Source organism: Microbulbifer maximicatervae (SeqCode), from assembly GCF_052468155.1.
In genome coordinates this window covers 1,132,738-1,158,040 of record NZ_CP174335.1, presented here as the reverse complement: position 1 = coordinate 1,158,040, position 25,303 = coordinate 1,132,738, and the positions used below count along the sequence as shown (strand labels likewise).

At 53.0% G+C, this 25,303-nt stretch carries 24 protein-coding genes; 9 read left to right on the top strand and 15 right to left on the bottom strand.

Features of this window, described 5'->3' with window-relative positions:
* Positions 1–7 precede the first annotated feature (7 nt).
* Entirely contained in the window at positions 8–1,324 is a 1,317-nt protein-coding gene (locus ACJJIY_RS04935; protein ID WP_413665904.1) for a dicarboxylate/amino acid:cation symporter, read from the top strand.
* A gap of 10 nt (positions 1,325–1,334) precedes the next feature.
* On the opposite strand, the gene recG is transcribed toward ACJJIY_RS04935, so the two are convergent.
* The gene (gene recG, locus ACJJIY_RS04930; protein WP_445359212.1) at positions 1,335–3,440 is read right to left on the bottom strand and encodes an ATP-dependent DNA helicase RecG; all 2,106 of its coding nucleotides are present in this window, start codon (positions 3,438–3,440) and stop codon (positions 1,335–1,337) included.
* Positions 3,419–4,342, bottom strand: a complete 924-nt coding sequence (locus ACJJIY_RS04925) for a hydrogen peroxide-inducible genes activator (RefSeq protein WP_282930624.1) — start codon at positions 4,340–4,342, stop codon at positions 3,419–3,421. The genes recG and ACJJIY_RS04925 overlap by 22 nt, the downstream gene beginning before the upstream one ends.
* Before the next feature lie 189 nt (positions 4,343–4,531).
* Between ACJJIY_RS04925 and ACJJIY_RS04920 the strand changes: the two genes are divergently transcribed.
* Both ACJJIY_RS04920 and ACJJIY_RS04915 read left to right on the top strand, forming a co-directional pair.
* Positions 4,532–4,792 carry a GlsB/YeaQ/YmgE family stress response membrane protein gene (locus ACJJIY_RS04920; protein ID WP_108735039.1) on the top strand — a complete coding sequence of 87 codons (261 nt, stop codon included), beginning with the start codon at positions 4,532–4,534 and terminating at the stop codon, positions 4,790–4,792.
* 141 nt (positions 4,793–4,933) lie between these two features.
* Positions 4,934–5,818, top strand: coding sequence for a sugar nucleotide-binding protein (locus ACJJIY_RS04915; protein ID WP_282930625.1), 885 nt, complete (start codon positions 4,934–4,936; stop codon positions 5,816–5,818).
* Between the two features lie 47 nt (positions 5,819–5,865).
* On the opposite strand, the gene ACJJIY_RS04910 is transcribed toward ACJJIY_RS04915, so the two are convergent.
* From ACJJIY_RS04910 to ACJJIY_RS04875, 8 genes are all read right to left on the bottom strand, one after another.
* The gene (locus tag ACJJIY_RS04910; protein WP_282930626.1) at positions 5,866–6,249 is read right to left on the bottom strand and encodes a Rid family detoxifying hydrolase; all 384 of its coding nucleotides are present in this window, start codon (positions 6,247–6,249) and stop codon (positions 5,866–5,868) included.
* Between the two features lie 155 nt (positions 6,250–6,404).
* Positions 6,405–8,522 (bottom strand): bifunctional GTP diphosphokinase/guanosine-3',5'-bis pyrophosphate 3'-pyrophosphohydrolase, encoded by a 2,118-nt coding sequence (gene spoT / locus ACJJIY_RS04905; protein ID WP_282930627.1) that lies wholly within the window; start codon positions 8,520–8,522, stop codon positions 6,405–6,407.
* A gap of 51 nt (positions 8,523–8,573) precedes the next feature.
* Positions 8,574–8,837: a DNA-directed RNA polymerase subunit omega gene (rpoZ, locus tag ACJJIY_RS04900; protein WP_413663830.1), complete on the bottom strand. Its 264-nt coding sequence runs from the start codon at positions 8,835–8,837 to the stop codon at positions 8,574–8,576.
* 98 nt (positions 8,838–8,935) lie between these two features.
* Positions 8,936–9,556: a guanylate kinase gene (gene gmk / locus ACJJIY_RS04895; protein ID WP_445359211.1), complete on the bottom strand. Its 621-nt coding sequence runs from the start codon at positions 9,554–9,556 to the stop codon at positions 8,936–8,938.
* 223 nt (positions 9,557–9,779) lie between these two features.
* Entirely contained in the window at positions 9,780–11,024 is a 1,245-nt protein-coding gene (locus ACJJIY_RS04890; RefSeq protein ID WP_445355379.1) for a sterol desaturase family protein, read from the bottom strand.
* A gap of 334 nt (positions 11,025–11,358) precedes the next feature.
* The gene (locus tag ACJJIY_RS04885; protein WP_445359210.1) at positions 11,359–13,110 is read right to left on the bottom strand and encodes a S8 family peptidase; all 1,752 of its coding nucleotides are present in this window, start codon (positions 13,108–13,110) and stop codon (positions 11,359–11,361) included.
* A 529-nt stretch (positions 13,111–13,639) separates the two neighbouring features.
* Positions 13,640–14,194 (bottom strand): rhomboid family intramembrane serine protease, encoded by a 555-nt coding sequence (locus ACJJIY_RS04880; RefSeq protein ID WP_445359209.1) that lies wholly within the window; start codon positions 14,192–14,194, stop codon positions 13,640–13,642.
* Between the two features lie 88 nt (positions 14,195–14,282).
* Positions 14,283–15,170, bottom strand: coding sequence for a YicC/YloC family endoribonuclease (locus ACJJIY_RS04875; RefSeq protein WP_444915163.1), 888 nt, complete (start codon positions 15,168–15,170; stop codon positions 14,283–14,285).
* A 109-nt stretch (positions 15,171–15,279) separates the two neighbouring features.
* On the opposite strand from ACJJIY_RS04875, the gene rph reads away from it, so the two are divergent.
* On the top strand, positions 15,280–15,999 hold the full coding sequence (gene rph, locus ACJJIY_RS04870; RefSeq protein WP_444934498.1) for a ribonuclease PH: 720 nt from the start codon (positions 15,280–15,282) through the stop codon (positions 15,997–15,999).
* Between the two features lie 66 nt (positions 16,000–16,065).
* On the opposite strand, the gene ACJJIY_RS04865 is transcribed toward rph, so the two are convergent.
* Entirely contained in the window at positions 16,066–16,833 is a 768-nt protein-coding gene (locus ACJJIY_RS04865) for an exodeoxyribonuclease III (RefSeq protein ID WP_413663823.1), read from the bottom strand.
* Between the two features lie 114 nt (positions 16,834–16,947).
* Here ACJJIY_RS04865 and pyrE point away from each other — a divergent pair, with 114 nt between their 5' ends.
* Positions 16,948–17,601 (top strand): orotate phosphoribosyltransferase, encoded by a 654-nt coding sequence (gene pyrE / locus ACJJIY_RS04860; RefSeq protein ID WP_413663822.1) that lies wholly within the window; start codon positions 16,948–16,950, stop codon positions 17,599–17,601.
* A gap of 47 nt (positions 17,602–17,648) precedes the next feature.
* Positions 17,649–18,245 carry a hypothetical protein gene (locus ACJJIY_RS04855; protein WP_444915164.1) on the top strand — a complete coding sequence of 199 codons (597 nt, stop codon included), beginning with the start codon at positions 17,649–17,651 and terminating at the stop codon, positions 18,243–18,245.
* 64 nt (positions 18,246–18,309) lie between these two features.
* Here ACJJIY_RS04855 and slmA read toward each other — a convergent pair whose 3' ends face one another.
* The 4 genes from slmA to coaBC all read right to left on the bottom strand — a co-directional run bounded on the left by slmA (position 18,310) and on the right by coaBC (position 23,740).
* Complete coding sequence (gene slmA / locus ACJJIY_RS04850; RefSeq protein ID WP_108735025.1) at positions 18,310–18,918, bottom strand: nucleoid occlusion factor SlmA; 609 nt, start codon at positions 18,916–18,918, stop codon at positions 18,310–18,312.
* 111 nt (positions 18,919–19,029) lie between these two features.
* Positions 19,030–19,947, bottom strand: coding sequence for an acetylglutamate kinase (gene argB / locus ACJJIY_RS04845; protein ID WP_444915165.1), 918 nt, complete (start codon positions 19,945–19,947; stop codon positions 19,030–19,032).
* 146 nt (positions 19,948–20,093) lie between these two features.
* Entirely contained in the window at positions 20,094–22,469 is a 2,376-nt protein-coding gene (locus ACJJIY_RS04840; RefSeq protein WP_445359208.1) for a phosphomannomutase/phosphoglucomutase, read from the bottom strand.
* 65 nt (positions 22,470–22,534) lie between these two features.
* Complete coding sequence (coaBC, locus tag ACJJIY_RS04835; protein ID WP_413665903.1) at positions 22,535–23,740, bottom strand: bifunctional phosphopantothenoylcysteine decarboxylase/phosphopantothenate--cysteine ligase CoaBC; 1,206 nt, start codon at positions 23,738–23,740, stop codon at positions 22,535–22,537.
* Between the two features lie 148 nt (positions 23,741–23,888).
* On the opposite strand from coaBC, the gene radC reads away from it, so the two are divergent.
* The 3 genes from radC to rpmG all read left to right on the top strand — a co-directional run bounded on the left by radC (position 23,889) and on the right by rpmG (position 25,207).
* Positions 23,889–24,563: a RadC family protein gene (radC, locus tag ACJJIY_RS04830; RefSeq protein ID WP_444892377.1), complete on the top strand. Its 675-nt coding sequence runs from the start codon at positions 23,889–23,891 to the stop codon at positions 24,561–24,563.
* A gap of 215 nt (positions 24,564–24,778) precedes the next feature.
* Positions 24,779–25,015 carry a 50S ribosomal protein L28 gene (gene rpmB / locus ACJJIY_RS04825; RefSeq protein WP_020413982.1) on the top strand — a complete coding sequence of 79 codons (237 nt, stop codon included), beginning with the start codon at positions 24,779–24,781 and terminating at the stop codon, positions 25,013–25,015.
* A gap of 36 nt (positions 25,016–25,051) precedes the next feature.
* Complete coding sequence (rpmG, locus tag ACJJIY_RS04820; RefSeq protein WP_020413983.1) at positions 25,052–25,207, top strand: 50S ribosomal protein L33; 156 nt, start codon at positions 25,052–25,054, stop codon at positions 25,205–25,207.
* Positions 25,208–25,303: the final 96 nt, after the last annotated feature.

Here is a 25,303-nt window from a genome sequence, read left to right as displayed (position 1 = left end):
GCTTGTTATGGGGCTTACTACCAAAATCTTAGTGGGGATGTTTGCGGGCATTACCGTTGGGGGGTTAATCAACTCCTTGAATGAGACCCAGCTGCTCGGTGCTGGCGTGAACAGTGCTATTAATCTTTACCTGACCGAAGGCCTGTTCGATGTTATCGGCCGTATCTTTATCGCGTCACTAAAGTTGATGGTGGTACCTTTGGTTCTGGTCTCGCTGATCAGTGGCGCCTGTGCCCTATCGGAAGGCAGCCGAATTGGGCCGCTGGCGGGTAAAACCGTCCTGCTTTATATGGCGACAACGGCCATTGCCATTACTCTGGCACTGTGTCTGGCATTAATCTTCCAGCCTGGAGTTGGTGTTAATGAAGCTGCAGCTGAAGCCGCTTCAACATTTGTGCCGAAGGAGTCCCCACCTCTTTCAGAGGTACTGGTCAATATATTCCCGACCAACCCTGTTGCCGCTATGGCTGAGGGAAATATGCTGCAGATTATCGTTTTTGCCCTGTTGATGGGCTATGCGATCTCTCGTTGCGGGGAGCCGGGTCAACGTATTGCCGCTTTCTTTAATGACCTCAATACCGTTGTTTTGCGCATGGTCGGTGTACTGATGGTTTTTGCCCCCTATGGCGTTTTTGCGTTGCTGGCGAAAACCTTTGCCGGTCTTGGGTTAGGAGGCTTGATACAACTCGGAAAGTATTTCCTGGTCGTGGTCTGTGCCCTGCTTCTGCATGCATTGGGTACTTACTCGGTGATTCTGAAGCTGCTGAGTGGGCTCAATCCCCTAGAGCTACTGAAGAAAATGTGGTCGACCATGTTATTTGCCTTCAGTACCGCTTCCTCTGCTGCCACTATCCCGGTGACTTTGTCGACGGTAGAGAAGCGCCTGGGTGTGGATAATAAAATTGCTGCATTCACAGTTCCCCTAGGTGCGACTATCAATATGGATGGCACCGCGATTATGCAGGGTGTGGCTACGGTCTTTATTGCCCAGTTCTTTGGAATTGAGATCGGCCTGACCGGCTTTCTGACGGTGATCCTGACAGCAACTCTGGCGTCTATTGGTACTGCTGGGGTGCCCGGCGTCGGCCTGATTATGTTGGGTATGGTATTGCAGCAGGTGGGTCTGCCACTCGAGGGGATTGCCATTGTGATCGGCGTAGACCGCCTGCTGGATATGGTGCGCACGGCGGTCAATATTACCGGTGATGCGGTAGTAAGTAGTGTGGTGGCGAAGAGTGAAGGTGCGCTGGACGAAGAGACTTACTACGATGCCAATTACAAAAGTGTCAGCATTAACGACAACAACACAGTAGGAGCCCACTAGGGCGCTTTCCTCAAGCCTCGGCAAATCGGGGCTTGTTCTGTAACCAGCGTTTAATCAACTGTTGTCGCATGCCCTCTGTCAATTGAGGGGAAATAGCAATTTTTTGCACTTGCGGCAGCAGCTCAGCATCTCTCTGCAAGTCTGCGATACGGTGCTGGATCTCCCCTGTCTGGCGGGTGCCGAGGATTTCCCCGGGACCTCGCAGACGCAGGTCTTCCTCTGCAATAGCAAAACCATCACTGTGTTGACGCAGCGCTTGCAAGCGGGCGCGGCCATTCTGCGATAGCGGTGTGCCGTACAGCAGCACGCAGTGGCTGGCGATGGAGCCGCGCCCGACCCTGCCGCGCAACTGGTGCAATTGGGCCAGGCCCAGGCGTTCGGGGTTTTCGATAATCATCAGGCTGGCATTGGGAACGTCGACGCCCACTTCAATGACCGTGGTGGCCACCAGCAAATCCACTTCCCCGGCCTTGAAGGCGCTCATCACCTGCTCTTTTTGCTCTGGCTTCAGGCGGCCGTGTACCAAGGCTACGCGAACGCCTTCGAGCATTTCGGCGAGCTCTTCGGCGGTCGATTCTGCCGCCTGGGCCTGCAGGCTTTCCGACTCCTCGATAAGGGTGCAAACCCAGTAGGCCTGGCGGCCCTCGGCGATAGCGCTTTGCACCCGTTCCATAACCTGGTCCCGCCGATCATTGGCAATGGCAACGGTGTTGATGGGTTGTCGCCCCGGCGGCAGCTCATCGATGATTGAGCAATCCAGGTCAGCGAAGGCGGACATCGCCAGGGTCCTGGGAATCGGTGTAGCGGTCATAATCAGCTGGTGGGGTTGCAGCCTGCCGGTAGCTCCACTTGCCGCCCCTTTCTCACGCAGCTCCAGACGTTGCTGTACGCCAAAGCGGTGTTGCTCATCGATAATCACTAACACCAGGTTGTGGAAAGCCACCTCTTCCTGAAAAAGTGCGTGGGTGCCCACCACTAACTGGGCATCGCCACTGGCGATCTTGCTCAGCTGCTTACGCCGCTCGGCAGCCTTTAAGCTGCCCGTTAGCTGAGCAACTTCAATACCCAAAGGTTCCAGCCAATTACAAAAATTGATCCGGTGCTGCTCTGCCAGGATTTCTGTCGGTGCCATGACTGCTACTTGAGCACCGGTCCCAATGCCTTTGAGGGCAGCCATAGCGGCGACCAGGGTCTTTCCCGCGCCCACATCTCCTTGCAATAAGCGCATCATCGGGGTTTGCTGAGCCAGATCCTCAGCGATTTCCTCGCAAACTCTCTGCTGTGCGCCGGTGAGGGAAAATGGCAGACGCGATAAAAAGTCTCGCTCCAGGGATCGGTTAACGGACAGAGGTGGTGCCGCTACCCTAGCGCTATTGCGTCTCAACTCCAGCAGACTCAGATGGTGTGCCAGTAACTCTTCCAGGGCCAGACGCTGCTGGGCGGGGTGAGTACCTGCTGCCAGTTGATCTAGCTGGGTGCCAGCCGGAGGGGCGTGCAAATAAAGCAAGGCGTCTCTGAGGGGGTAGCGCAGAGATTTGGGTAACAGCTCTGCCGGCAAGAACTCGGTAACAGCGCCGTTTTTCAGTAGAACCAGTGCCTGTTCCACCAATCCTCGCATACGGGCCTGGCTCACACCTTCTGTTAGCGGGTAAACCGGCGTAAGGGTATCTGCGGTCTCCGCGTTTTTGATACCGACGATTTCCGTTTCCGGGTGGTAGAGCTCCAGGCCGTTGGCACCGCGACGGGCCTCCCCAAAGCAGCGTATTCGGGTTCCTCGGGCAAAGCGGCTTTTCTGTGCGGCGGAAAAATGAAAAAAGCGCAGGGTTAAGGTGCCGCTGCCATCCTGTAATCTGACCACCAGGCTGCGACGGCGGCCGAATACGACATCGGCGGCACTGACCTCCCCTTCGATTACCACATCCATACCAGCGGTGAGGCCGGCAATAGGCACCACCCGGGTGCGGTCCTGGTAGCGTAGGGGCAAGTGGAAAACCAAATCCTGTAGGGAGTTGATATGGAGTTTGCCCAACACCTGGGCAAATTTATCCCCCACGCCTTTGAGGGTGGTAACGGGCAGCTCGGCCAGGTTGTTATCTATCCCACGGTCAGGTGACACTGGCTGATGGCCTCTCGCAGTATGTCGATTGCGCGGTGTCGGGGGAAGCTTGCCCGCCAGGCCAGTGCTACGGTGCGGCGTGGGCCCGGTGCGGTAAAGGGGCGGGTCTCCAACAGGCCACTGGCATACTGTGATGCGGTGGCGGCTGAGAGTGGCAATACGGTAATTCCAAGCCCTGAGGCCACCATATGGCGGAGTGTTTCCAGTGAGCTGCCATCGGCCGCTGTGCGTATGCTGCCGCCGCCCGCTTCTTTTTCCATGGTTAGTTGCAGGTGCGGACAAGCTTCCAGTACCTGATCACGGAAGCAGTGGCCTTCACCCAGCAGAAGCACATTGTCTTCAGTGAGTTGATCCGGGGAGATAACCTCCTGCTTTGTAAGTGGGTGCCCCGCGGGCATCAATACAACAAATGGCTCGTCGTACAGGGGTTGGGTGACAACGTCGGGCTCGGTAAAGGGAAGCGCAATAATGATGGCATCCAGTTCGCCCTTGCGTAGCCTCTGTCTCAGCGTGGCGGTATATCCCTCCTCAACATAGAGTGGCATTTCTGGTGCTAAATGCTGTAGTTGGGGAATAAAGTGTGGGAACAGGTAGGGCCCAATAGTAAAGATGGCGCCAACTGACAGGGGGCTCGCCAGCTGGTCCTTGCCGGCGCTGGCAATGTCTTTGATAGCTGCTGATTGTTCCAGAACCAGCTGGGCCTGGGCGACAATTCTCTCGCCCAATGGTGTTGCCTGCACTCGAGTTTTTGAGCGCTCAAACAGAGCGACACCGAGCTCTTTCTCCAGTTTCTTTACTGCGATAGAGAGTGTCGGTTGGCTGACGTAACAGCGCTCGGCGGCACGGCCAAAATGCTGTTCCTGGGCGAGAGTTACGATATAGCGCAGTTCATTGAGAGTCATGGTCGAGGCAATTAGATGGCCATTAGTAATAGTAATTATTCATAAATAATCGCCGCTGGCCAATACCCTGTCTCAATCTGTAAGCTGAGAGCGAATATTGGGAAAATTTACTAGTTTTGGGAATTCAGGTGGGATTGAGGCGCAAAATTTTGCTATATCTGTAAGGGGCACACCGAACGGAGATACGTCATGGGAGTTCTGTCCTGGGTCATTCTCGGGTTGATTGCCGGCGCTTTGGCAAAGTGGATTATGCCCGGGAGAGATCCTGGTGGTTGGATAGTCACTATGGTCATCGGCATTGTCGGTGCCTTTATTGGAGGCTGGCTGGGTGCCCTGATTGGGTTCGGTGGTCCAGTGACTGGTTTCGGAATTGGCGACATAATAACGGCTACGATTGGTGCGATAATTTTTCTTGCGATCTATCGCATGTTCAAAAGGCGTGGCAACTAGTCCGCCTTTGGGGAGAGCCTCGGCGGCGAACTATAAGCATTCCGAATTTGAATTTGCCCAAATGACCCCAGCACCTTAGGACTGAATAGCACTGAATCAAGGGAATAAGGTGAGCAGCAAAGATTGTTCACCGGGAACTATATGACACAACAAGAAAAGCTTTGGATCCTTGGGTGTGGTGACCTCGGGGCGAGACTGGCACTGCATATAGACCGAAAGCAATACGCGGTTTATGGAATGCGGCGCAATCCCCTGGTAGCTCTGGCGAGTAAGCGCCGGGCAGATGTGGTGAATTGGCGCCGGGGGGATGCCACTAAGAAAGAAGATATTGAACGCTTGTTGTCTACGGGGGCGGATGTCATTCTCGCGACATTTACCCCCACTGAGCACACACCAACCGGCTATCACCGCGCCTATGTGGAAACGGCAAAGGCAGTCGCTGAAGTTGTTCCGCACCTTCCATCCCCACCGCGCTTGGTTATTTGGGTTTCATCTACTCGTGTTTATGGCCAAAGCGGTGACGACTTTATCGATGAGCAAACCTTACCCCTGCCCAGTGGTTTTCAGGGAGATAGTTTGCTGGCAGCTGAAGAGATCATTCGCAACGCAATTCCCAACAGTTGCATTGTGCGCTTTGCGGGAATTTATGGGCCTGGTCGAGATCGCTTGTTGTCGCAGGTTCGCGCTGGTCGCTGCGCTCCTCCCCAGCCACCGCAATATAGCAATCGCATCCATGTCGATGATTGTATTGGTTTTTTATTGCACCTTATTGAAAGGCACAAACAGGGGTGGGTCCCGGAGCCCCTTTATATAGGCGCCGATAGCCAGCCTGTGCCGATGTACGAGCTGCAACAGTGGTTGGTAAAAGCGATGGGATATACCAGTGCCCACCTGCGCGAGATTGTGCAAACGAGCGAGCGCCGCTCGAAAAAGCTCAGCAATCAGTTGATGCTGTCCAGTGGTTACGAATTGAAATATCCAGATTACAAGGTGGGCTATAGCGCTCTGTTGGAGTCGGAGGGCTGAGCTGCCCTCCTCAATTATTGCCACAGCATCGGCGAGAACTTCTTGCCTCAGGTCACCATAATCGCTTCGGCTTCAAAAAGGGCTCCCCGCGGCAACTCCTTGACGACGACGGTTGCCCTGGCGGGATAAGGCTCTTCGAAAAACTCTGCCATTATCTCATTTACAGCGGCAAAGTTGCTGCTGTCGGTAATGTAGAGATTGAGTTTCACAATATGCTGAAGCGATCCGTCAGAGGCCTCACAGACTGCGCTGAGGTTGCGAAAGACCTGGTGGACTTCATCGCTAAAACCTCCGCTAATCATCTGTTGTGTCTCTGGGTCCAGAGCGATTTGTCCCGACAGGTAAACAGTATTATCCACTTTTACTGCCTGGGAATAGGTACCAGCTGCGGCGGGTGCCCGGTCGGTTTTAATAACGGCTCGATTGGGCATGGGGTACTCCATTACTTATCAATATTGTTGAAAAGGAAGACCTATACGGAACTTCCGATTAATCCCTTACTTATTTGCGGGGCTTTCAGAAGTCGGTTAAATATATCGCGCTTTGAAGCCTAATGGCAGTTCCCAATGGGATTCCCTTGTGTTCCTCAAGGGCGGGCGATGCGTATGACAGAAGGGAGGTTGCGCAGGCGCTTCATAACCCGAGCCAAATGTACACGGCCACTGACTTCCAGGGTCAGGGAGATCACGCTGTTGTGAGCATCCTTCTCATCCACATTGATCTGCTCGATGCTGGCGCCCTCTTCCGTAATACGAGTAGCCAGTCGGGCAATAATCCCTCTCTCTGACTCGACTTCTACCCGCACATCACCGAGGAACTCTCCTGTCACATCCGGTGACCAGTTCACCAGCATGATGTTTTCCGGGTGCTCGCGAAAATCACCGGTATTGCGGCAGGTGTCGCGATGTACTACTACGCCTTTGCCCGAGCTGATATGGCCGATAATGGCATCCCCGGGAATGGGGCGGCAACAGCGGGCAAAACTGATCATCATGCCCTCTTGGGCATCGATCGTTAAGGGTGAAGAGATATTGCTAGCTTCAGTCTCTTCACTGGTGACGGGCGCGAGTAATTTAGCGGCAGAGAAGGCCACTTTACTGCCCATACCTATCTCTTCCAGCAGCTTGTCCAAAGTTGCGCATTTCGCTTCTTTGAGGCCTGCTTCTAATTGCTCTGGCGATAGCGCGTCTAGGCTCGTGTCGAACTTACTGAGTGCTTTTTCCAGCAGGCGCCGGCCAAGGGTAATGGAATCGTGGTGACGCTGGTGTTTGAGGAAGTGACGGATAGCACTGCGCGCTTTGGCGGTTACTACAAAATTGAGCCAGTTAGGGTTTGGCTGTGCAGTTTTGCGCGTGAGAATCTCAACTTTTTGCCCGCTCTCCAGAGGTTGGGACAAAGGGGCCAGGCGCTGATTGATACGCACGGCAACACAGGAGTTGCCGATATCCGTGTGTACGGAATAGGCGAAGTCCACAGCAGTGGCTCCTGCGGGGAGGTCGACGATCTGCCCTTTAGGGGTAAAGACGTAAACTTCATCCGGGAATAGGTCAATTTTTACGTTTTCAATAAACTCTAACGAGTCGCCGGCGCGCTGCTGCATCTCCAGCAGTCCCTGGACCCAGCGCCGTGCGCGCACTTGGCTGGTGCCACCGGTATTGATCACCTCATCGCCGGAGGCTTTGTACAGCCAGTGGGCGGCAATGCCACTGTTGGCCATTTCATCCATTTCCTTGGTGCGGACCTGAACTTCAATGGGCACCCCGTGCATACCCAGCAGCACTGTGTGCAGTGACTGGTAGCCATTGGATTTGGGGATAGCGACGTAATCTTTAAACTCGGAGATTACCGGCTTGTACAGGCTGTGCATAACACCTAGAACCCGGTAACAGGTATCCACACTGTCCACAATGATGCGGAAAGCGTAGACATCCATTATCTCCTTGAAGGACTTCTTCTTGGCGCGCATCTTTTGGTAGATGCTAAATAGGTGCTTTTCCCGACCAATCACCAGAGAGCTGATGCCCTCCCGCTGCAAGCGCAGTTCTATAGCATTCTGAATCTGTTCCAGCAGCTCTTTGCGATTGCCGCGGGCGGCGACCAGGGCGGCGCGCAAGCGGCTGGCACGCAGTGGGTAGATGGCAAAAAAAGCGCGATCCTCGAACTCGATACGAACGTCGTTCATACCCAGTCGGTGGGCGATGGGTGCGTAGATCTCCAGCGTCTCGCGGGCAATACGGGCACGCTTCTGCGGTTTCAATGCGCCGAGAGTGCGCATGTTGTGCAGGCGGTCGGCCAGTTTGACCAGAATCACGCGGATATCGCGGGCCATGGCTAGCGCCATCTTCTGGAAGTTTTCCGCCTGCTTTTCTGCCGGGCTGTCGGTCTCGAACTGGGTTAGTTTGGAGACCCCATCGACCAGGTCGGCAACCTCTCCACCAAACTGCTCAGCCAGAGCTGCCTTGGGGATACCCGTATCCTCGATCACATCGTGCAACATGGCTGCCGCCAGGCTCTCGTGATCCATATGCATGCCCGCGAGAATAGTGGCAACTGCCAGCGGGTGGGTGACATAGGGCTCGCCGGAACGGCGCTGCTGACCATCGTGAGCCTGCTCCGCGTAAAAATAGGCGCGGCGGACGATTTGGATCTGGTCGGGAGGAAGGTATGAGGAGAGGCGGTGGGCCAAACTATCTATGGTGTGCAATGCCGCGCGCGCCTCTCGTAAAACTCAAAAAGTACCTAGTAAGAGACCTGATCAGACTTGCTGATCTGTTAGGTAGTTGGGGGCAACGATAGGAGCAGGTGCCTCTTCGCGTTCCGGCTCGTCGAGGATGGCGGCATCCACCAGGCCCTCTTCGATTTCGCGCAGGGCAATTACCGTGGGCTTATCGTTTTCTTCGGGAACCAATGGATCCCTGCCGCCTGTAGCGATCTGACGGGCGCGTTTGCTGCCGACGATAACGAGCTCGAAGCGGTTGTCCACATGCTCAAGGCAATCTTCAACGGTAATACGTGCCATAAACTTTCGTTTCCATTTGCTGTGCCCGAAGGCAAATTCTGTACAGGGGACCGGCTATTTTACCGGACCGGGAAATGTATGCAATTCGATCAATTGGTTCAGTGGCGCAACAGTGACTGAAGTAGGTCGCCGTGGCGCAGTTGCTGCAGCTCTAAGCGCTGTCGCTGGGCAACGATAATGGCACGCAGCTCTGTTAACGCTTGGTCGAACTTGTCGTTGATTACCAGGTAATCTGCGGCGACATAATGGGTCATTTCGTCGATGGCCTGGTCCATACGGCGATCAATGACCGCTTGATCGTCCTGACCGCGTCCGGTGAGGCGCTCGCGCAGGGCTTCCTGGGACGGAGGCAAAATAAAAATACCCACTGCATCAGGGCGCAGACGACGAACCTGTTCGGCCCCCTGCCAATCGATTTCCAGGATAACATCGCGACCACTGGCAAGAGTCTCTTCGATCTCAGCTTTGGCGGTGCCGTAATAATTATCGCCATAAACTTGGGCGTGCTCAAAAAAAGCATCACGCTCCAACATTGCCAAAAATTCTTCTCGCTCGACAAAGTGATAGTCAACGCCGTGAGTTTCGCCTGGGCGCATGGCACGAGTGGTATGGGAAACCGATACGGTAACCTGGCTGTCGCTGTCTACCAGCGCTTTGACCAAGCTGGTTTTTCCTGCACCGGAGGGAGCGGAGACGGTGTAGAGGGTTCCTGTTTGCACAACTGATCCTGTTCGCGAGCAAAGAGTCCATTATAACCGAAGCTTGCGTCTGGAGATGAAAGAGTGTCATGAAGGGACAAGGCTAGCCCCCGACCGGAGTGGGGGTATCTGTTGGGAGATTCAGGGCGCGTTACCACCTGCGCGCCTGGGCCCGGCCGGGATAGCCTCGCGGGAGTTTCTCAATCACCGCCAACCACCTGTGATTAAGGGGACCTCCCTGTTGTTAATCGCTAACGAAAGTGACTCTATCCTCTTTGCGCCGGGTTGCCAACCACCACCATACCAAAGAGCTTGCGAGCAAGTAGGATATGAAGAGTGGTACATATGTATTGTTTAGTAGCGGAATAGCGCAGATGAGTGCTGCGAGTCTCAAAGTTTCGAGGCGCCCTGAAATAGGATGACCATCCAGTATCCTTCCATTAATTGCCAGGCAAATAATCAAGGCAATAACCGAGCCCATAAGTTGCCAGAAACTCAATACGCTGGTGAACCAGAGGAGAGATAAGGTTGTGGCGGTGTAACAGAGGTGCTGTGCGAATGCGTAGTTGCGCAAACCAGGGCTAATTTCAGGGTTGAAACGTTTAAAGTTTGTCAGATCGGTAGAGGCTACTGGCATGGATTTTTCTACATCTGCGGGCCTGTAGCCGGTGGGGCGGAACCAAAGAGTGCACTTGTCCCACCAGCTTTTCGTGTGCCAGGCATCAATGGCCATGCGCTTTAAGTGTTGTAAATTGGCTGCTACAGGATCAAAGGTATTCAGGGGCTTACGCACACCGTAAAGACAGGGCTCAGTTTCGAGTTCCTGCTGGTAGGTGCCAAATAAGCGATCCCAAAGTATTAGTATTCCGCCGTAGTTTTTATCTACGTAGACAGCGTTCTGGGCGTGGTGTACCCGGTGATTCGAGGGGGTAATGACAAACCACTCCAACCAGCGGATCTTGGGTATTTTTTGTGTGTGAACCCAAAACTGGTAAATAAGATCAATTGCGCCGGCGACAATAACAATTTCTGCCGGCAAGCCAATCAATAGAAGCGGTAGATAAAATATCCAATCCAGCTGTAGCCCCCCCGAAGACTGGCGCAATGCTGTGCTCAGGTTGTAGTCCTCACTCTGGTGGTGCACCAGGTGTTCTGCCCAAAAGATGTTTACCTCGTGACAGATACGGTGCTTCCAGTAGTAGCAGAAGTCGTATGCGAGAACCGCCAGGGCCAGGTGCCAGACATTGTCGATAGACCAGTTGAAACCAACCCATTGATAGTAGGGTTGTAGCAACGTAAACAGCGGGATATAGATAACGAGGAATAAGCTTTTATAGGTAAGCCCGATAATACGATTGAGAATCCCCGTGCTGAGATTGCCAATAGTGTCATTCAGCCTGTAGAGCCCCCAGCCTTTCCAGCGATCCAGGGCGAACTCCATAAGCATGGCGGTCAGAAAAAATGGAATGGAGAAAGTAAGCAGGTCCACAGAAACCCCATATTTTTATTATTAGATAGCGTATCTATCGAACTCTGCCACACGGCTACTGGGCCGCATATGCCAGTGAAGCATGGATTCTGAAATCAGTCAGTATTCGCTAAAGGGATTTTGACGTAATTAACTTTCAGGTTTACAAAAGTGGTGCCTGATTGGCACTAATCAAAAGATTGGCAAGAGCATGCGATACGTCGAATTGGTACCACGGCTAGGTGTGACTTTTGATGTTTAGGCATGGTTTTCTTCGTGAAAGGATTTTCTTTGGAGTTTATAAATAGAAAGACCGGCAAATGCCGGTCTTTTTTTACTCTGAACGGGTCGTTATTTACTCGCTAGCTTCCGCTTCCAAAGTCACACCGCTGTAGGATTCATACCCATAGACACTGATGTACCAGGTGCCGGAATCCGGGTTGCTAATGGTGCAGCTCTCCTCGTTACCCCAGAGGTATGGACGACAGTCATATCGACGCAGAGTAGGATAGTTACCGTGGCGCACGTAGAGATCAACTTCGCCAGAGCCACCGGACATCTCTATAGTAAGGGTGGAAGTCCCCGACTCAACATCAATGGTGAAGTCATTCCAGCTGCCCTGGCTGCCAGAAAGGTTAGTTTCTGTCCAACCTGAACCATTGCTGCCACTGTCGTCATCGTCGTCGCCGCCATTACCACTATCGTCGCCGCTCGCCATAGCTACAGCTGCTGCCGCGTCCACAATACCGGAGCCGCAGTTGTTGCAAGAAGAGGGGAAGCTGCGAGCGGTGCTGGTGAGGATCGATTCAACTTCATCCGGAGTAACGTCGGGGTTAACCGAATAAATCAGCGCTGCTGCGCCGGCGACATGGGGGGCTGCCATACTGGTGCCCTGGCTGTAATAGTAGCTATCGCTGCCCGCATCGGTAGAGCCGTTGTTGTAGGTGGAAAGGATACCGTCGGAATCGTTTGCGAAGCTCTGTGCGCCACCGGGTGCAGCGACATCAACCACATTGCCATAGTTGGAGTAATAAGAGCGGCCGCCGGTACGGTCAGTTGCCGCAACGGTAATAACCCCATCACAGCTGGCGGGCGAGTATTGGCTTGCGTTGGCACCACTGTTACCAGCGGCGACAACCACGGTAGCGCCGAGGCTGCGCGCAGTGTCGATAGCGCTTTGCGTGGTAGTGTCACAGCTACCGCCACCGCCGAGGCTCAGGTTCAATACTTGGGCTGGGTTTTGGTTGCTCGGTAATCCGCTGACAGAACCACCGGCACCCCAGATAATGCCGTCGGCAATATCAGAGGTATAGCCACCACAGCGTCCAAGCACACGAACGGGCACTATCTTCGCATCATAGGCTACACCGGCGATACCCATGTTGTTGTTAGTAACCCCGGCAATGGTGCCGGCTACATGGGTGCCGTGCCAGCTGCTGTCGCTCTCGGAGGGGATGCTCGGGTCGTCACCGCAGGCTTTATCTGTATACCAATCCCCTGGGTCAGTGGGATCGTCATCACGTCCATCTCCATCTACGGAGACGAAAGTGTCAGAAATCATATCGTAGCCTGGTAGGATATTGTCTACCAGATCGGCGTGGGGGAGATAACCGGTATCGAGTACGGCAACCACTACGCCATCGCCCTGGGTAACGTCCCAAGCTGAGGGCAGGTTCAAGCCGCCGGTGGACTCGTAGTAATGCCACTGGCTGAGATAGCTCGGGTCATTGGGCTCGGCCATCGCTTTCATAATCAGGTCCGGCTCTGCGTATTCCACATCCGGATCCTGTTTCAGGCTATCGATGATCGCGTTTACTTCAGCTCTACTTTTACGGCCTTCCAGGCGCATTACCTGAGCGCCAGTGGCCATACGGCGGAGGTGGCGCATCTTGTGGCCGGCGCGACGGGAAGCTTTTTCGACCGTCTCTGTGGCCATGGTGGCCGCCCTCCCAACTTTAGCGCTCTCCTTGTACTTTACGATGATGCGGTCGGTTAGCAGTGTTTTTTCCGCGTCCGCTGCGTGAGTAGCGAAAGGGGTAGCACACAGTAACGAAAACGCACTCGCCAGAGTCGTCTTTTGCAAAAGACTTTTCAATGATGATTTCATTATTGTTATATCTCCGAGATATTTTAAATCCGGCTATCAGTATTCCGATAGGCCGGAGACTCCTGAAAAACTCCGCACTAACAAAATAAGTTTGCTTAACGGATAGGCCTAGAAACTGTCTTTCTCACAGTCGGTAAGTCAGTTTGACCAAAATTGGTACCAAAGTTTCAAAATGGTACTTCTTTATAACGTTCGTGAAATTATTATCCTCAGCTTAGGCCTTTAAATTTGTGTGGCTTTTGGCGACAAATTTATAAGTTTTGGGAAAAAAATCTGATAGTGAGAATTTATCTACGGGAGAGACGTGGAGGGGTTCACAGGAGGGAAATTGGATAATAAACGAATATTTTCAGATAAAAGAATTATCGTGCGTAGAAAAGGTGAATTGCTAAACGCTTCTTAGTGACGTGTACGTAGCATTTACGTAGCTTGGCTTTGGGGCCTGTTTCCTGAGGGTACCCCAGTAATGAAAACCTTTGCTGGCTACTACTGGGGTTTGAGGTTGAAAGGTTGGTGTTAGGACTTGTGTTTATCTGGCCTTGCTATAACTGGGAACTTTGGCCCACAGCTTTGCAGCCAGCAACCCAAAGATAAATCCAAATAGGTGGGACTCCCAGGAGATAAAACCACCCCGTGGTAAGACACCGAAAATAAGCCCTCCATAAAGGACGGCTACCACAATAGATATTAATAAACGGCTAAATTTCCTGCTGATAAATCCCGCAAGAAGCAAAAAGCCGAAATAGCCATAGATAACTGAGCTAGCTCCCAAATGATTACCCCTGCCAGCAAAAAGCCAAACGGCCACTCCGGTGGTGATCACAACGAACAGGGTCACTTTCAGGTAAGTTTTTACCCCGTACTGCAGCACTAAGAAACTGAAGATGCACAGAGTGAATATATTCGAGAAGAAGTGCCAGCTATTTCCATGCAGTAATGGTGCAGAAAAGATATGGGGGAGGTGGTTGATTGAGCGGGGAACAATACCAAAGTAATTAAGCGATCGGCCGCTCAGAATATTAATAATCTCAATTGCAGCAAGCACTAAAAAAATAGCGCCGACCCACTTCAGGTTTTGTCGCATAAATATTCCTTAAAGGGTGAGCTATCACAAATCCCTCTGTCTGGTGGTAGAGGGGCATCCGCAGTCTCGGTGAGAATGCCCCAGAGGGTTACTCGATGTTTTGTACTTGCTCGCGCATCTGCTCGATCAATACTTTGAGCTCTACCGCAGCCTGGGTTGTGTCGGTAACCACAGACTTTGAGGAGAGGGTGTTGGCTTCGCGATTAAACTCCTGCATCAGGAAATCCAGCCGCCGGCCGATTGATCCACCGCCGGCTAAAACCCGACGTGTTTCAGAAGTGTGCGCACTGAGGCGATCGAGCTCTTCATCCACATCAGCCTTCTGGGCCAACAGGACGATCTCCTGCTCGAGCCGGTCCTTGTCCAGCTCCACTTGCAACTCTTCCAGGCGGCTGCGCAGCTTGTCTCGCTGTGCCTCAAGAATTTGGGGAAGCAGTTCTCGAACCTTGGCCACCTGCTCTTCGATTCCCTTGAGTCGGGCCTCAATAAATTTGGCTAGCTCAGCGCCTTCTCGTTCACGGTTTGCGCGCAGCTGTCCCAGTGCCTCGCGAAAAGCCTCCAATATCGTTGCCGACTGTTGATCGGTATCCGCCTCCGGTTCACTGATAACACCGGGCCATTGGAGAATTTGCAAGGGATTGAGTGGTTGAACATCCTCGCCACCCGCTACCTGTTTTGCCGCTTGAATCAGTGCCTGGGCGAGGGGTTGATTGATTTCCAGCCCAGTGTCTTCGGCGCTATTGGTCTTCAGGCTCAGGGTCAGTTCAATTTTGCCGCGGGACAGTGTTTTGCGTAGCGTATCGCGCAGTTGTGTTTCCAGGGAGCGAGCCGCTTCGGGCAAACGGAAATGTGGTTCCAGGTAGCGATGGTTGACCGAGCGCAGTTCCCAGATAGCGGTGCCGTTTGCGTAATTGGCCTCGGCGCGTCCAAAGGCTGTCATGCTGCGCACTTTGTTCTGTTCCCGTTGACTGGCCATAGCTGATCCCCTACAGGCGTATTAATCGGCCCGGCATAATAACACAGCGTTTGGATCGCCATGCTGGGGTATATAATGCGGGGCTTTCATTCAATATTTGAGGTGGACTATGCAGCGTCCCAGTGGCCGCGCCCCTGCGCAATTGCGCCCGGTAAAAATTACCCGCAACTATACCCGTCATGCGGAGGGGTCTGTGTTGGTGGAGTTTGGTGATACCAAGGTTTTGTGTAATGCCTCTCTATCCAGTGAAGTCCCAAGGTTTTTACGCGGCCAGGGCAGCGGTTGGATTACTGCAGAGTACGGCATGCTGCCACGCTCCACAGGCTCTCGTATGCTCAGGGAAGCGGCCAAGGGCAAGCAGAGTGGGCGCACCGTGGAAATTCAGCGCTTGATCGGGCGCTCACTGCGAGCGGCGGTAGACCTGGAGAAGCTGGGTGAGAATCAAATCACCGTCGATTGCGATGTTATCCAGGCCGATGGTGGTACCCGAACTGCAGCAATAACTGGTGCCTGTGTGGCATTGGTTGATGCCCTGCGTCATATGCAGCGAGAGAAAATCATAGCCGATGATCCGCTCAAGAATATGGTAGCGGCGGTATCAGTGGGAATTTATGAGGGGGAGCCGTTACTGGACCTGGATTACCCGGAAGACAGTTCAGCGGATACCGATATGAATTTGGTGATGGCCGAAGATGGCGGCATGATCGAGGTTCAAGGCACTGCAGAGGGTGAGCCATTTACCGAAAAGCAGTTCGCTCAGATGCTGGGGTTGGGCAAGGCGGGTATTGATGAATTGATCGCTTTGCAAAAGCGGGCGCTGGACGAGTAAAGCAGCCGCCCCTTGGTTTGTATCCGGCCCTCTCCCAATAGGGAAGGGGCCGGAACTCCATGCGATTCAGACTTCGATTTCGTAGTCCATGATTACCGGCAAGTGGCTGGAGAATTTCACATTCTTATTGATTGCACCGTACTCAATGCGATTTTTCAGACCGTGAGAAACGATCTGCATATCAGTACGCCAGCCATCTCCTTCTCCGACAGTACCGCTGGGCCACCAGCTAAATTCGTCGGTATCTTTTACTACACGGCGAAAAGCATCGACATAGCCAACATCATTAAACAGCTGGTCCAGCCAGCGCTGTTCGTGACGCATAAAGCCGGGAGAATCCTGGTGATCTTGCCAATTCTGTACGTCTGCACGACGGTGAGCCATGCCCCAGTTACCACAGAAAATAAAGTCGCGGCGTTTGCGGCTTATTTTTAGCAAGTGCGCCTGCATGTCCTCAAAGAATTGGACTTTTTTCTCTAACGACGTCTCATCTGAGGCGACTGGCGCGAGCAGGGAGCCAACACTCAGTCGCTCGAAATCCGCCTGTAGATAGCGGCCGTACATATCCTCACCATTGGCGAAGCCCATGCCGAATATGATGGCTTTGGGCTGGCTTCGGGTGTAGATAGCCACACCGTTTTCGTGGGGAGTTCCCGAGTCGAAAAAGTAACTGTAATAACCGTCGGGGTGAAATATTGGGTGGTCCAATTCAGGCTCGAGAGAGCGCAGGTCCTGAAGGCAGATAATATCTGCGTCCTGCTCCGCCAACCAATCGTAGAGACCGCGTTGGGCGGCCTGATGAACGCCGTCTACCGACAAGCTTACTATTCGCATTATTAGCCCCTTACCAGCGGACTGTGTATCATTAGAAACATTATATGCATGCCTACCCCCGGGAATGCTACGGGGAGGTCTCCCTTCACCTTAGCCAATAGTTAACAATTTTCCATGCAGCAATATCAGCGCGATTTTATCCAACTTGCCCTGGATCATCAGGTTTTGTGTTTCGGCGACTTCACATTGAAGTCGGGCCGTCAAAGCCCCTACTTTTTCAATGCCGGCCGTTTCCACACCGGTGCTGCACTGGCAGCGCTGGGACAGGCCTATGCCGAGGCGATAATCGCTTCGGGAGTGGAGTTCGATGTCATTTTTGGGCCGGCCTACAAAGGTATCCCGCTGGGTGCGGTGACTGCTGTGGCTCTAGCCCAAAAGGGGATCGATAAGCCTTTCTGTTACAACCGAAAAGAAGCCAAGGATCACGGTGAAGGCGGAACCTTAGTGGGTGCGCCGCTTAATGGCAAGGTTTTGATTATCGATGATGTTATTACTGCGGGCACAGCCGTGCGCGAAGTGATGCAAATTATCGAATCTCATGGCGCAGAGGCGGCGGGAGTTGTGATTGGTCTCAACCGCCAGGAAAAGGCTAGCGAAGATTGTGAATTCTCCGCTATTCAGCAAGTTGAGAGACAGTACAATATTCCTGTGGTCGGCATCGTGCAGTTAGACGATGTGATTAGCTTTCTCGAGCAGGAGTCGAATGACAGCGATACTCTGCAGAAAATTGTGGACTACCGGCAGCGCTACGGTGTCGCGGGTCAATAAATTTTGTCCCTCCTAGCCGTGGGCCGGTTAATTTAGAGAGAAGAGCGATGCGAGTCGCCCCTTTAGTACCTCTATTGGTCAGCACCCTTTTGATGCTGGCTGTAGAGGCTTATGGCAACAATAGCCGGGTTTTGTATCGATACACTGATCACCAGGGAGTCCTGGTGATCAACGATGCTATTCCACCGGAATTTGTTCCAAATGGATATGAGATTCTCACTCTTACCGGTCGTGTAGTTGAAGTAGTTGCACCGCAGCTCAGTCCCGAAGAGTACCAAGCCGAACTTCAGCTAGAGGCCCAGCGGGAAGCGGATCGTAAGTTGCTCAAGCGCTATAACAGTATTGCGGATATTGAGAGTGCTCGGTCGCGCAAGTTGGCTGTCGTAGAGCAGGATATGGCTATCATGCGGTCAAATATCAGCAGTCTACGCCGGCAAATTGCCCAGGAAGAAGCCTCTGCTGCGCGCACGCAGCGGGGCGGCCGTGAGGTGGCTCCCGAATTGTTGCAGAGAATTGCTGATCTACAAAAAGAAATGGAAGTGCTTGAGGAGCGCCTCAGCCGGCGTGCGGCTGAAGCGGATACCATAGGGGTTGATTTCGATAAGGCGGTAGCCCGCTATACCGAACTTAATGCTGAGAGCTAGCTAATTTCTCAATGCCTGAATAATTTCGGAGGGCTGCCGCTAAACAGCCCTCATGAGGAAATGGTTATCTGGCTGCAGCCACTGTCTCACGGAAGAAACCAGCCGTTAATACGGGCCACTGTTCTGCCCAGTACTCTGTAGGCTTACGCTTAAAACCGCTGCGCACGTATTGGACGATGCGCCCCTCCGCGCTCGCCAAAAGCAGGTTGGCAGCACCACCGAGAGGAAGAGTCGGGCGCAGGTGTTCGCGCAATTCGGCTTCGCGCAAGATCTGTCTAATTTGGGTTTCCAGTCGATCAAACAACTGCAGGATTCGTCCATGCAGCCTCTCAGTTTCACCGGTAAGCGCGTCGCCTGTAAGCAGGCGAGTGATTCCTGGATTGCGTTCACAGAACGCCAGAAGAAGCTGCAGAATTTTCTGGCAGCGATTGAGAGCCGAGGGCTCCTCCTGCAGGATCATTGCGATACGGCTGAAAATGGTCTCCTCAATAAATTCGATCAGCCCTTCAAACATCTTGGATTTACTGGGGAAGTGACGATATAGCGCGGCTTCAGAGAAACCAACTTCCTTGGCCAGTGCTGCTGTTGTAATACGTGCGCCGGGACTGACTTCCAGCATATGTGCTAGAGCTTCCAGGATTTGTTGACGCCGATTGATTTTTTCGCTGCTCATTGACTGCCTTTGGTCCGCTTGGGGGGCGGAATTTAGTTTTGCTCTTGTCGTCTTATTTTGACGGCGGCGGAATCCTACCGATTCGCCGGGCTGTCTTCAATTGCCAAGGGCCTAGTGGTCCACAGTTTGCGCTTCGATGTTGGTAATCAGGGTACCCACGCCTCGATCTGTAAATATTTCGAGCAATATGGCGTGGGGCACACGGCCGTCGATGATGTGAGCGGAATTTACCCCATCCTGAACAGCGTCCAGAGCGCAGGTGATTTTTGGCAGCATGCCGCCATAGATGGTGCCATCCTGAATTAAGCCCTCTACTTCATTGGTAGTCAGTCCGGTGAGAACCTCCCCCTCCTTATCCTGCAGACCGGCGACGTTGGTAAGTAACATCAGCTTTTCTGCTTTCAATTCCTCAGCGATTTTTCCAGCGACGAGATCGGCATTAATATTGTATGAAACCCCATTGCCGTCGACTCCGATGGGCGCAATAACCGGGATAAAGTCACTGTGGACCAGCATATTGATCACATCAATATTAACTTTCTCGACTTCCCCAACCTGGCCAATATCAATGATTTCAGAGGCATGTAGTCCCGCGCTCTCATTTTTTCGGGTCAACTTTCGCGCTTTAACCAGTAATCCGTCTTTACCGGTGATACCTACCGCGCGGCCCCCATTTTTGTTAATCAAATTGACGATCTGTTTGTTGACGGTGCCCCCTAACACCATCTCCACAACATCCATGGTTTCGCTATCGGTGACTCTCATTCCGTCTACGAAGCGGGACTCAATACTGAGCTTATTTAGCAGCTGCCCGATTTGAGGTCCGCCGCCGTGCACCACCACTGGGTTCATACCTACCAGCTTCATCAGGATAATGTCTCGAGCGAAACTGTTTTGTAGTTGCTCATCCACCATGGCGTTGCCACCGAACTTGACCACAATAGTTTTGCCCGTAAAGCGCTGGATATAGGGCAGTGCTTCATTGAGGACCTGGGCACTTTTCAGCGCAGAGTTTAGATCTAGGGACATGGGCAGTTCCTTACACAGGGCGACAGGCAATTAGGTTTGGGGTCCTGACTTGAGTCGCCAACGATTTAAAGCAAATGTGGTGGGTTGTTTTCTAAGCAATAGAGGCAGTGGCCCGATGGCGGCGCAGTCTATTCCGCCGTTTAATCTTAATCGAGCAGCTGCCAGTCTGGTACAGTAATTGCGGGAGCAATCTTTCTGAGCTGTCCCATCACCTCTGTACGGATGCGCTCCAGGGCCTGTTCATTTTCAGCCTCAAAGCGCAGGGTTAGTGCGCTAGTGGTATTGGAGGCACGTACAAGCCCCCAGCCATCGGGAAACTCTATACGCAAGCCGTCGATAGTATTGATATCGGCATTGCCAAAATTCCCCTTATCGCGCAGCTGGTCTATCAGTGAAAACTTCTCAGTTTCCTCTACTGGTAGCAGGATCTCAGGGGTGCTGTGCATTTTCGGCAAGGTGTCGAGAAGCTCATCAAGACTTTGTTCTCGCAGTGCCATAATTTCTAGTACCCGCGCAGCAGCGTAGATACCATCGTCGAAACCAAACCAGCGGTCCTTAATAAAGATATGTCCGGAAAGCTCGCCGCCCAAAATGGCTTTGGTCTCCAACATCTTGGCTTTCATCGGAGAGTGTCCGGTCTTCCACATAATGGGGCGGCCCCCATACTGGCTGATTAGCTGGGATAAACTGCGACTGCTCTTAACGTCGAAGACAATATTTTCTCCCGGATTGCGCGCGAGGATATCCCTTGCCAGCAACATAACCAGTTGGTCTGCCCAAGCGATACGGCCGCTGCTTGAAATCAGGGTAACACGATCACCATCACCATCCAGGGCCACGCCCAGATCTGCTCCTGTAGCCAGAACCTTTTCAGTCAAGGCTTCGAGGTTTTCTGGTCTGGAGGGGTCCGGTGCGTGATTGGGGAAGTTGCCATCCACCTCACAATAGATCGGTGTTACCGCACAGCCGAGCTGCTCAAAGAGGCGGGGAGCCAGGTTAGAGGTGGCGCCATTGCCAGCATCGATAACCAAGTGCGGTTGCCCGGCGAGGGCGACATTATTGAAAACTTCATCGATATATTTATCGGTGATTTCTTGCTCCCGATTGGCGCCTTCCCCACTTTTGAATGGGCCTTTTTTCATCAACTGGTAGAGCCCCTGCAGTTTGTCTTCCGCCAGGGCGCGACCTTTCAGTACGATCTTAAAGCCGTTGTATTCCGCAGGGTTGTGGCTTGCGGTAACAATGACCCCACTACTGGTATTTTTTCCTTTCGCACAAGCGTAATAGAGAAGTGGTGATGGAATCAGGCCGAGATTAATAGAGTTGCAGCCACTATCTAGAATTCCCTCAATCAGGCACTGGCTAAGTGTTTCACTGCTATTGCGTCCATCTCGGCCAACTAGTAAGAGATGTTCTCCAGCGTGCTGTGCCAGGGTGCCGAGCGCTCTGCCTAGCTGATAGGCAAAAGGTTCATTGATTTCCTGCCCGGCGATTCCACGGATATCGTAGGCGCGGAAAACATGCTGGGGATACTCAGAGGTCAGAGGCAGCTCGGGCTTGTCATCGTCACTTTCTGGCAAGTCCTTTGAACTATTTTCTTTTTCTTCGCTTTCTGAGTTCTCCGAATCAGAGTTCGAGATACTGGGTGCTGAGGCCAGGCTCTGCGGCAGAAAATCTGTATTGGAAGCCTGTGTAGTTCCTCCATCAGAGGCTTGTGGGTGCGCCTTATTAAGCTCGCTGCCACTAGCATCCTTACTTCTTTCCCATGGGGCTCTCGAATCGCGAGGTAGGAATTTCAGTAGGGCGAATAGGCTCACCAATATTCCAATGCCGGCTCCGATGTAAATCCAGGATGTGGGCAGACTGTGCTGTTCGACAAAGGTTTCGGAGGGACTGAAGTGGAGGCTTAAATAGCTGTCCTCAAGTTGCTCTACAGTGTTGTAGCCTTTTCCTGTGCCTGCGCGCCACAGTGTTTGTCGGTGGGCATCGGGAAACTTCTGCATTAACTGAACTTGTCCATGACTACCGCCCAGACTTTTTAAAATATTTTCCAGTACGGAAAAGGGTTGGGTGGCCAGTAGTTGTTCATTTTCCAGGGTGATAACACTATGCAGTTGCCAGCTATTTTCCACACCTGTACGCAGTACTTCCATCGGTTGCACAGGTGTTTCCTGACTGCGCTTTAACAGATCGACCAAGGCAAAGTTCAGGGAGGGATTTTGCCCTGAGCCCACTCGAACCTGTTCGGTAGAAAAGGCCTGGAGGGATACCTGCTCAGGTAGTTTGGTAGATTCAATCAGTGTTGCTGCAGGGAGCTTCCTTGATCCAAGGGCCTGCAGGCGCTTCGAATAGTCTGCGACGTAAGACTGCACGACTTCAGCTAGTTCGGCAGTTTTTTGCTTGGCGGCTAGCTCAATCTGCGAATGATTGTGGGGTATTACAAGATACTGGATTAACAGATAGGCACCGCCCAGCCAAGCGACAACTACTAATAATAACGGTAAAAATAACCCTTTCTGCATGGTACCGCCTGGTTTCTTTTTGTTGTTGGAGCCCACAGATATCCCTGATTTGAGCGTAAATGTTGTCACTGAGCCTTGGAGGCGATGAGTTCAATGAGCTGTCGGGCTAGGTCGGTCTTTAATGCGGGAGCCAGTCGGCTCTGACCATCCGCATCTATCACAGTGACAGCGTTGTGATCGCTGTTAAATCCCGAGTCCGATTGGCTCACATCGTTGGCAATGATCATATCGAGGTTTTTCCGCTGCAGCTTGCTCTGGGCGTGGGCGAGAACCTGTTCTGTCTCTGCGGCGAACCCGATAGTGAAAGGCCGTAGCTCAGTACGCGTGGCTATGGCTGCAACAATATCGGGATTTTTGATGAGGGCAATTGCATCATCATCTTGCCCGTCTTTCTTTTTGATTTTCTGCTCAGCGACTTGGGCCGGGCGGAAATCAGCAACGGCTGCTGCACTGATAAAGATATCGCAGTGATCGGCGGCACTTTTGGCGGCCTCATACATATCCTGGGCGCTGATAACATCAATACGATTGACCTTTGGCGGCGTATCCAAATTTACGGGGCCGGCAATCAATGTCACTTCGGCACCGGCACTCTGCGCCGCTGCAGCTAGGGCGAAGCCCATTTTTCCAGAGCTGTGGTTGCTGAGGAATCTCACTGGGTCAATGGCTTCCCTGGTAGGGCCGGCAGTGATTACTACTTTACGGCCCTGCAGTGAGTGGCTTGTGTGAAACAGGGATTCAGTGTGTTCCGCCAGGTTTTCTGGTTCCAACATACGGCCGGGGCCCACGTCGCCACAGGCCTGGCTACCCGCGCCTGGGCCCCAGAATATGACTCCGCGCTCCTTTAGGGTCTGAGCATTGGCTGAGGTAGCTGCGTGGCGCCACATGGCTTGGTTCATGGCTGGTGCCAGGGCCAGGGGGGCTTCGCTGGCCAAACAAAGGGTGGTTAAGAGGTCATCAGCCATACCGGCAGCCAACTTTGCCATTACCTGGGCACTGGCTGGAGCAATCAGGATAAGATCAGCCCATTTCGCCAGTTCGATATGACCCATAGCGGCTTCTGCCGAGGGATCCAACAAGTCTGTATGCACCGGGTTAGCGGATAGCGCCTGAAAGGTCAGTGGCTGTACAAACTCCTGTGCTCCGGCGCTCATTACCACTCGGACATCGGCACCGCGCTCTTTGAGCCGGCGAACCAGGTCGGCACTCTTATAGGCGGCAATTCCACCGCTGATACCTAAAAGTATGCGTTTGTCGGCCAGAGAGGACATAAATGCTGTTTCCGATTTGGTGCGAGCCGGTAAGATTAGCATTTCTGTGTCGTTTCTTATAAGACTGCAGTAGTGCTTCAAAGGCGCAGCATGGAAGAGGTGTTCAGTAGATGTGCGATAGATAAGACACTGACTAACTGGGCTACAAATGAAAATAAAGGACTGGCCGGCAGGTGAGAGGCCCCGGGAAAAGCTGTTGGAGAGAGGGGCTGAGGCTCTGTCGGATGCAGAGCTGTTGGCAATTTTTCTGCGCGTGGGGCTACCCGGCCTCTCAGCAGTGGATCTGGCCAGGGGACTACTCAATGATTTTGGTGGCTTGCGCCCTCTATTAGAGGCCGAGCGAGATGACTTTTGCCGCGCGCGAGGGCTCGGCGACGCCAAGTTTGCTCAGTTGCAAGCGGCGCTGGAAATGGCCAAGCGGCACTTGGCGGAGACGATACAGCACGGCAGCGCACTGTGCAGTCCCGGGGCGGTCAGGGATTACCTGGCAATCCAGCTCAGGCACCGGCGCAGGGAAGTGTTCTGCTGCCTCTACCTGGATAATCAACACCGGGTGATCGCTTTTGAGGAGCTGTTCGAGGGGACTCTGAATGCAGCGAATGTCTACCCGCGCGAAGTAGTACAGCAAGCGCTGTTGAAGGGGGCTGCGGCGGTTATTTTGGCGCACAACCACCCTTCTGGTGTCAGTGAGCCCAGCCAGGCAGATATCTGGATTACCGAGCGGTTGACCCAGGCACTAGAGCTGGTGGATATCAAGGTTCTGGACCATTTGATCGTCGGTGAGGGCAAGGCGCTATCCTTTGCAGAGCAGGGATTGATGTAAAGGTGTCGTTCCCGGCGTTGAAATGTTGTACAAAACTTGCTCCCTACGGGCTCTTTTGGTATAAAACGCCGCTCTTTGCGGCCGGGCCAGATTCTGCACAGGTTCCGCCGCCATCCAGGAACCGGATTAGAATCCCTATTTTTATGTTCCCGCACTACCTTTTCCTCTTCAGGATTGGCGCCATGCGGGCACAAGCGTTTTGAAGAGGCCAACAGATGTCCAAGGTATGTCAGGTAACCGGTAAGCGTCCGGTCACCGGAAACAATGTATCCCACGCTAAGAACCGCACCAAGCGTCGCTTCGTGCCGAACCTGCACAGCCACCGTTTCTGGGTTGAATCCGAGAAGCGTTTTGTGAAGCTGCGTGTTTCCGCGAAAGGCATGCGCGTTATCGATAAGAAAGGTATCGACGCTGTCCTGACTGAGCTGCGCGCCCGCGGCGAAAAAGTGTAACGGCTGTAGCCCAGCTAATAGATTGGAGATAGAGCAATGCGTGAGAAGATTCGTCTGAATTCCAGCGCCGGTACTGGCCACTTCTACACCACTACCAAAAACAAGCGCAACATGCCTGAGAAAATGGAGATCAAAAAGTACGATCCCGTTGTACGCAAGCATGTAATGTACAAGGAAGGCAAAATTAAGTAATTGCCTACCGCTACTGTACAGAAAGCCCGGTTTTAACCGGGCTTTTTTGTGCGTATTGGAAATTGAGCAGCCAGTTTACACAGGGTAACTCCAGAC

Excerpts from the sequence above, each read along its gene's own strand:
- ACJJIY_RS04935 (WP_413665904.1), top strand. The coding sequence starts at position 8 with ATGGGGCTTACTACCAAAATCTTAGTGGGGATGTTTGCGGGCATTACC.
- ACJJIY_RS04925 (WP_282930624.1), bottom strand. The coding sequence starts at position 4,342 with ATGACTCTCAATGAACTGCGCTATATCGTAACTCTCGCCCAGGAACAG.
- ACJJIY_RS04920 (WP_108735039.1), top strand. The coding sequence starts at position 4,532 with ATGGGAGTTCTGTCCTGGGTCATTCTCGGGTTGATTGCCGGCGCTTTG.
- ACJJIY_RS04915 (WP_282930625.1), top strand. The coding sequence starts at position 4,934 with ATGACACAACAAGAAAAGCTTTGGATCCTTGGGTGTGGTGACCTCGGG.
- ACJJIY_RS04910 (WP_282930626.1), bottom strand. The coding sequence starts at position 6,249 with ATGCCCAATCGAGCCGTTATTAAAACCGACCGGGCACCCGCCGCAGCT.
- rpoZ (WP_413663830.1), bottom strand. The coding sequence starts at position 8,837 with ATGGCACGTATTACCGTTGAAGATTGCCTTGAGCATGTGGACAACCGC.
- ACJJIY_RS04885 (WP_445359210.1), bottom strand. The coding sequence starts at position 13,110 with ATGAAATCATCATTGAAAAGTCTTTTGCAAAAGACGACTCTGGCGAGT.
- ACJJIY_RS04880 (WP_445359209.1), bottom strand. The coding sequence starts at position 14,194 with ATGCGACAAAACCTGAAGTGGGTCGGCGCTATTTTTTTAGTGCTTGCT.
- ACJJIY_RS04875 (WP_444915163.1), bottom strand. The coding sequence starts at position 15,170 with ATGGCCAGTCAACGGGAACAGAACAAAGTGCGCAGCATGACAGCCTTT.
- rph (WP_444934498.1), top strand. The coding sequence starts at position 15,280 with ATGCAGCGTCCCAGTGGCCGCGCCCCTGCGCAATTGCGCCCGGTAAAA.
- ACJJIY_RS04865 (WP_413663823.1), bottom strand. The coding sequence starts at position 16,833 with ATGCGAATAGTAAGCTTGTCGGTAGACGGCGTTCATCAGGCCGCCCAA.
- pyrE (WP_413663822.1), top strand. The coding sequence starts at position 16,948 with ATGCAGCAATATCAGCGCGATTTTATCCAACTTGCCCTGGATCATCAG.
- ACJJIY_RS04855 (WP_444915164.1), top strand. The coding sequence starts at position 17,649 with ATGCGAGTCGCCCCTTTAGTACCTCTATTGGTCAGCACCCTTTTGATG.
- slmA (WP_108735025.1), bottom strand. The coding sequence starts at position 18,918 with ATGAGCAGCGAAAAAATCAATCGGCGTCAACAAATCCTGGAAGCTCTA.
- argB (WP_444915165.1), bottom strand. The coding sequence starts at position 19,947 with ATGTCCCTAGATCTAAACTCTGCGCTGAAAAGTGCCCAGGTCCTCAAT.
- ACJJIY_RS04840 (WP_445359208.1), bottom strand. The coding sequence starts at position 22,469 with ATGCAGAAAGGGTTATTTTTACCGTTATTATTAGTAGTTGTCGCTTGG.
- coaBC (WP_413665903.1), bottom strand. The coding sequence starts at position 23,740 with ATGTCCTCTCTGGCCGACAAACGCATACTTTTAGGTATCAGCGGTGGA.
- radC (WP_444892377.1), top strand. The coding sequence starts at position 23,889 with ATGAAAATAAAGGACTGGCCGGCAGGTGAGAGGCCCCGGGAAAAGCTG.
- rpmB (WP_020413982.1), top strand. The coding sequence starts at position 24,779 with ATGTCCAAGGTATGTCAGGTAACCGGTAAGCGTCCGGTCACCGGAAAC.
- rpmG (WP_020413983.1), top strand. The coding sequence starts at position 25,052 with ATGCGTGAGAAGATTCGTCTGAATTCCAGCGCCGGTACTGGCCACTTC.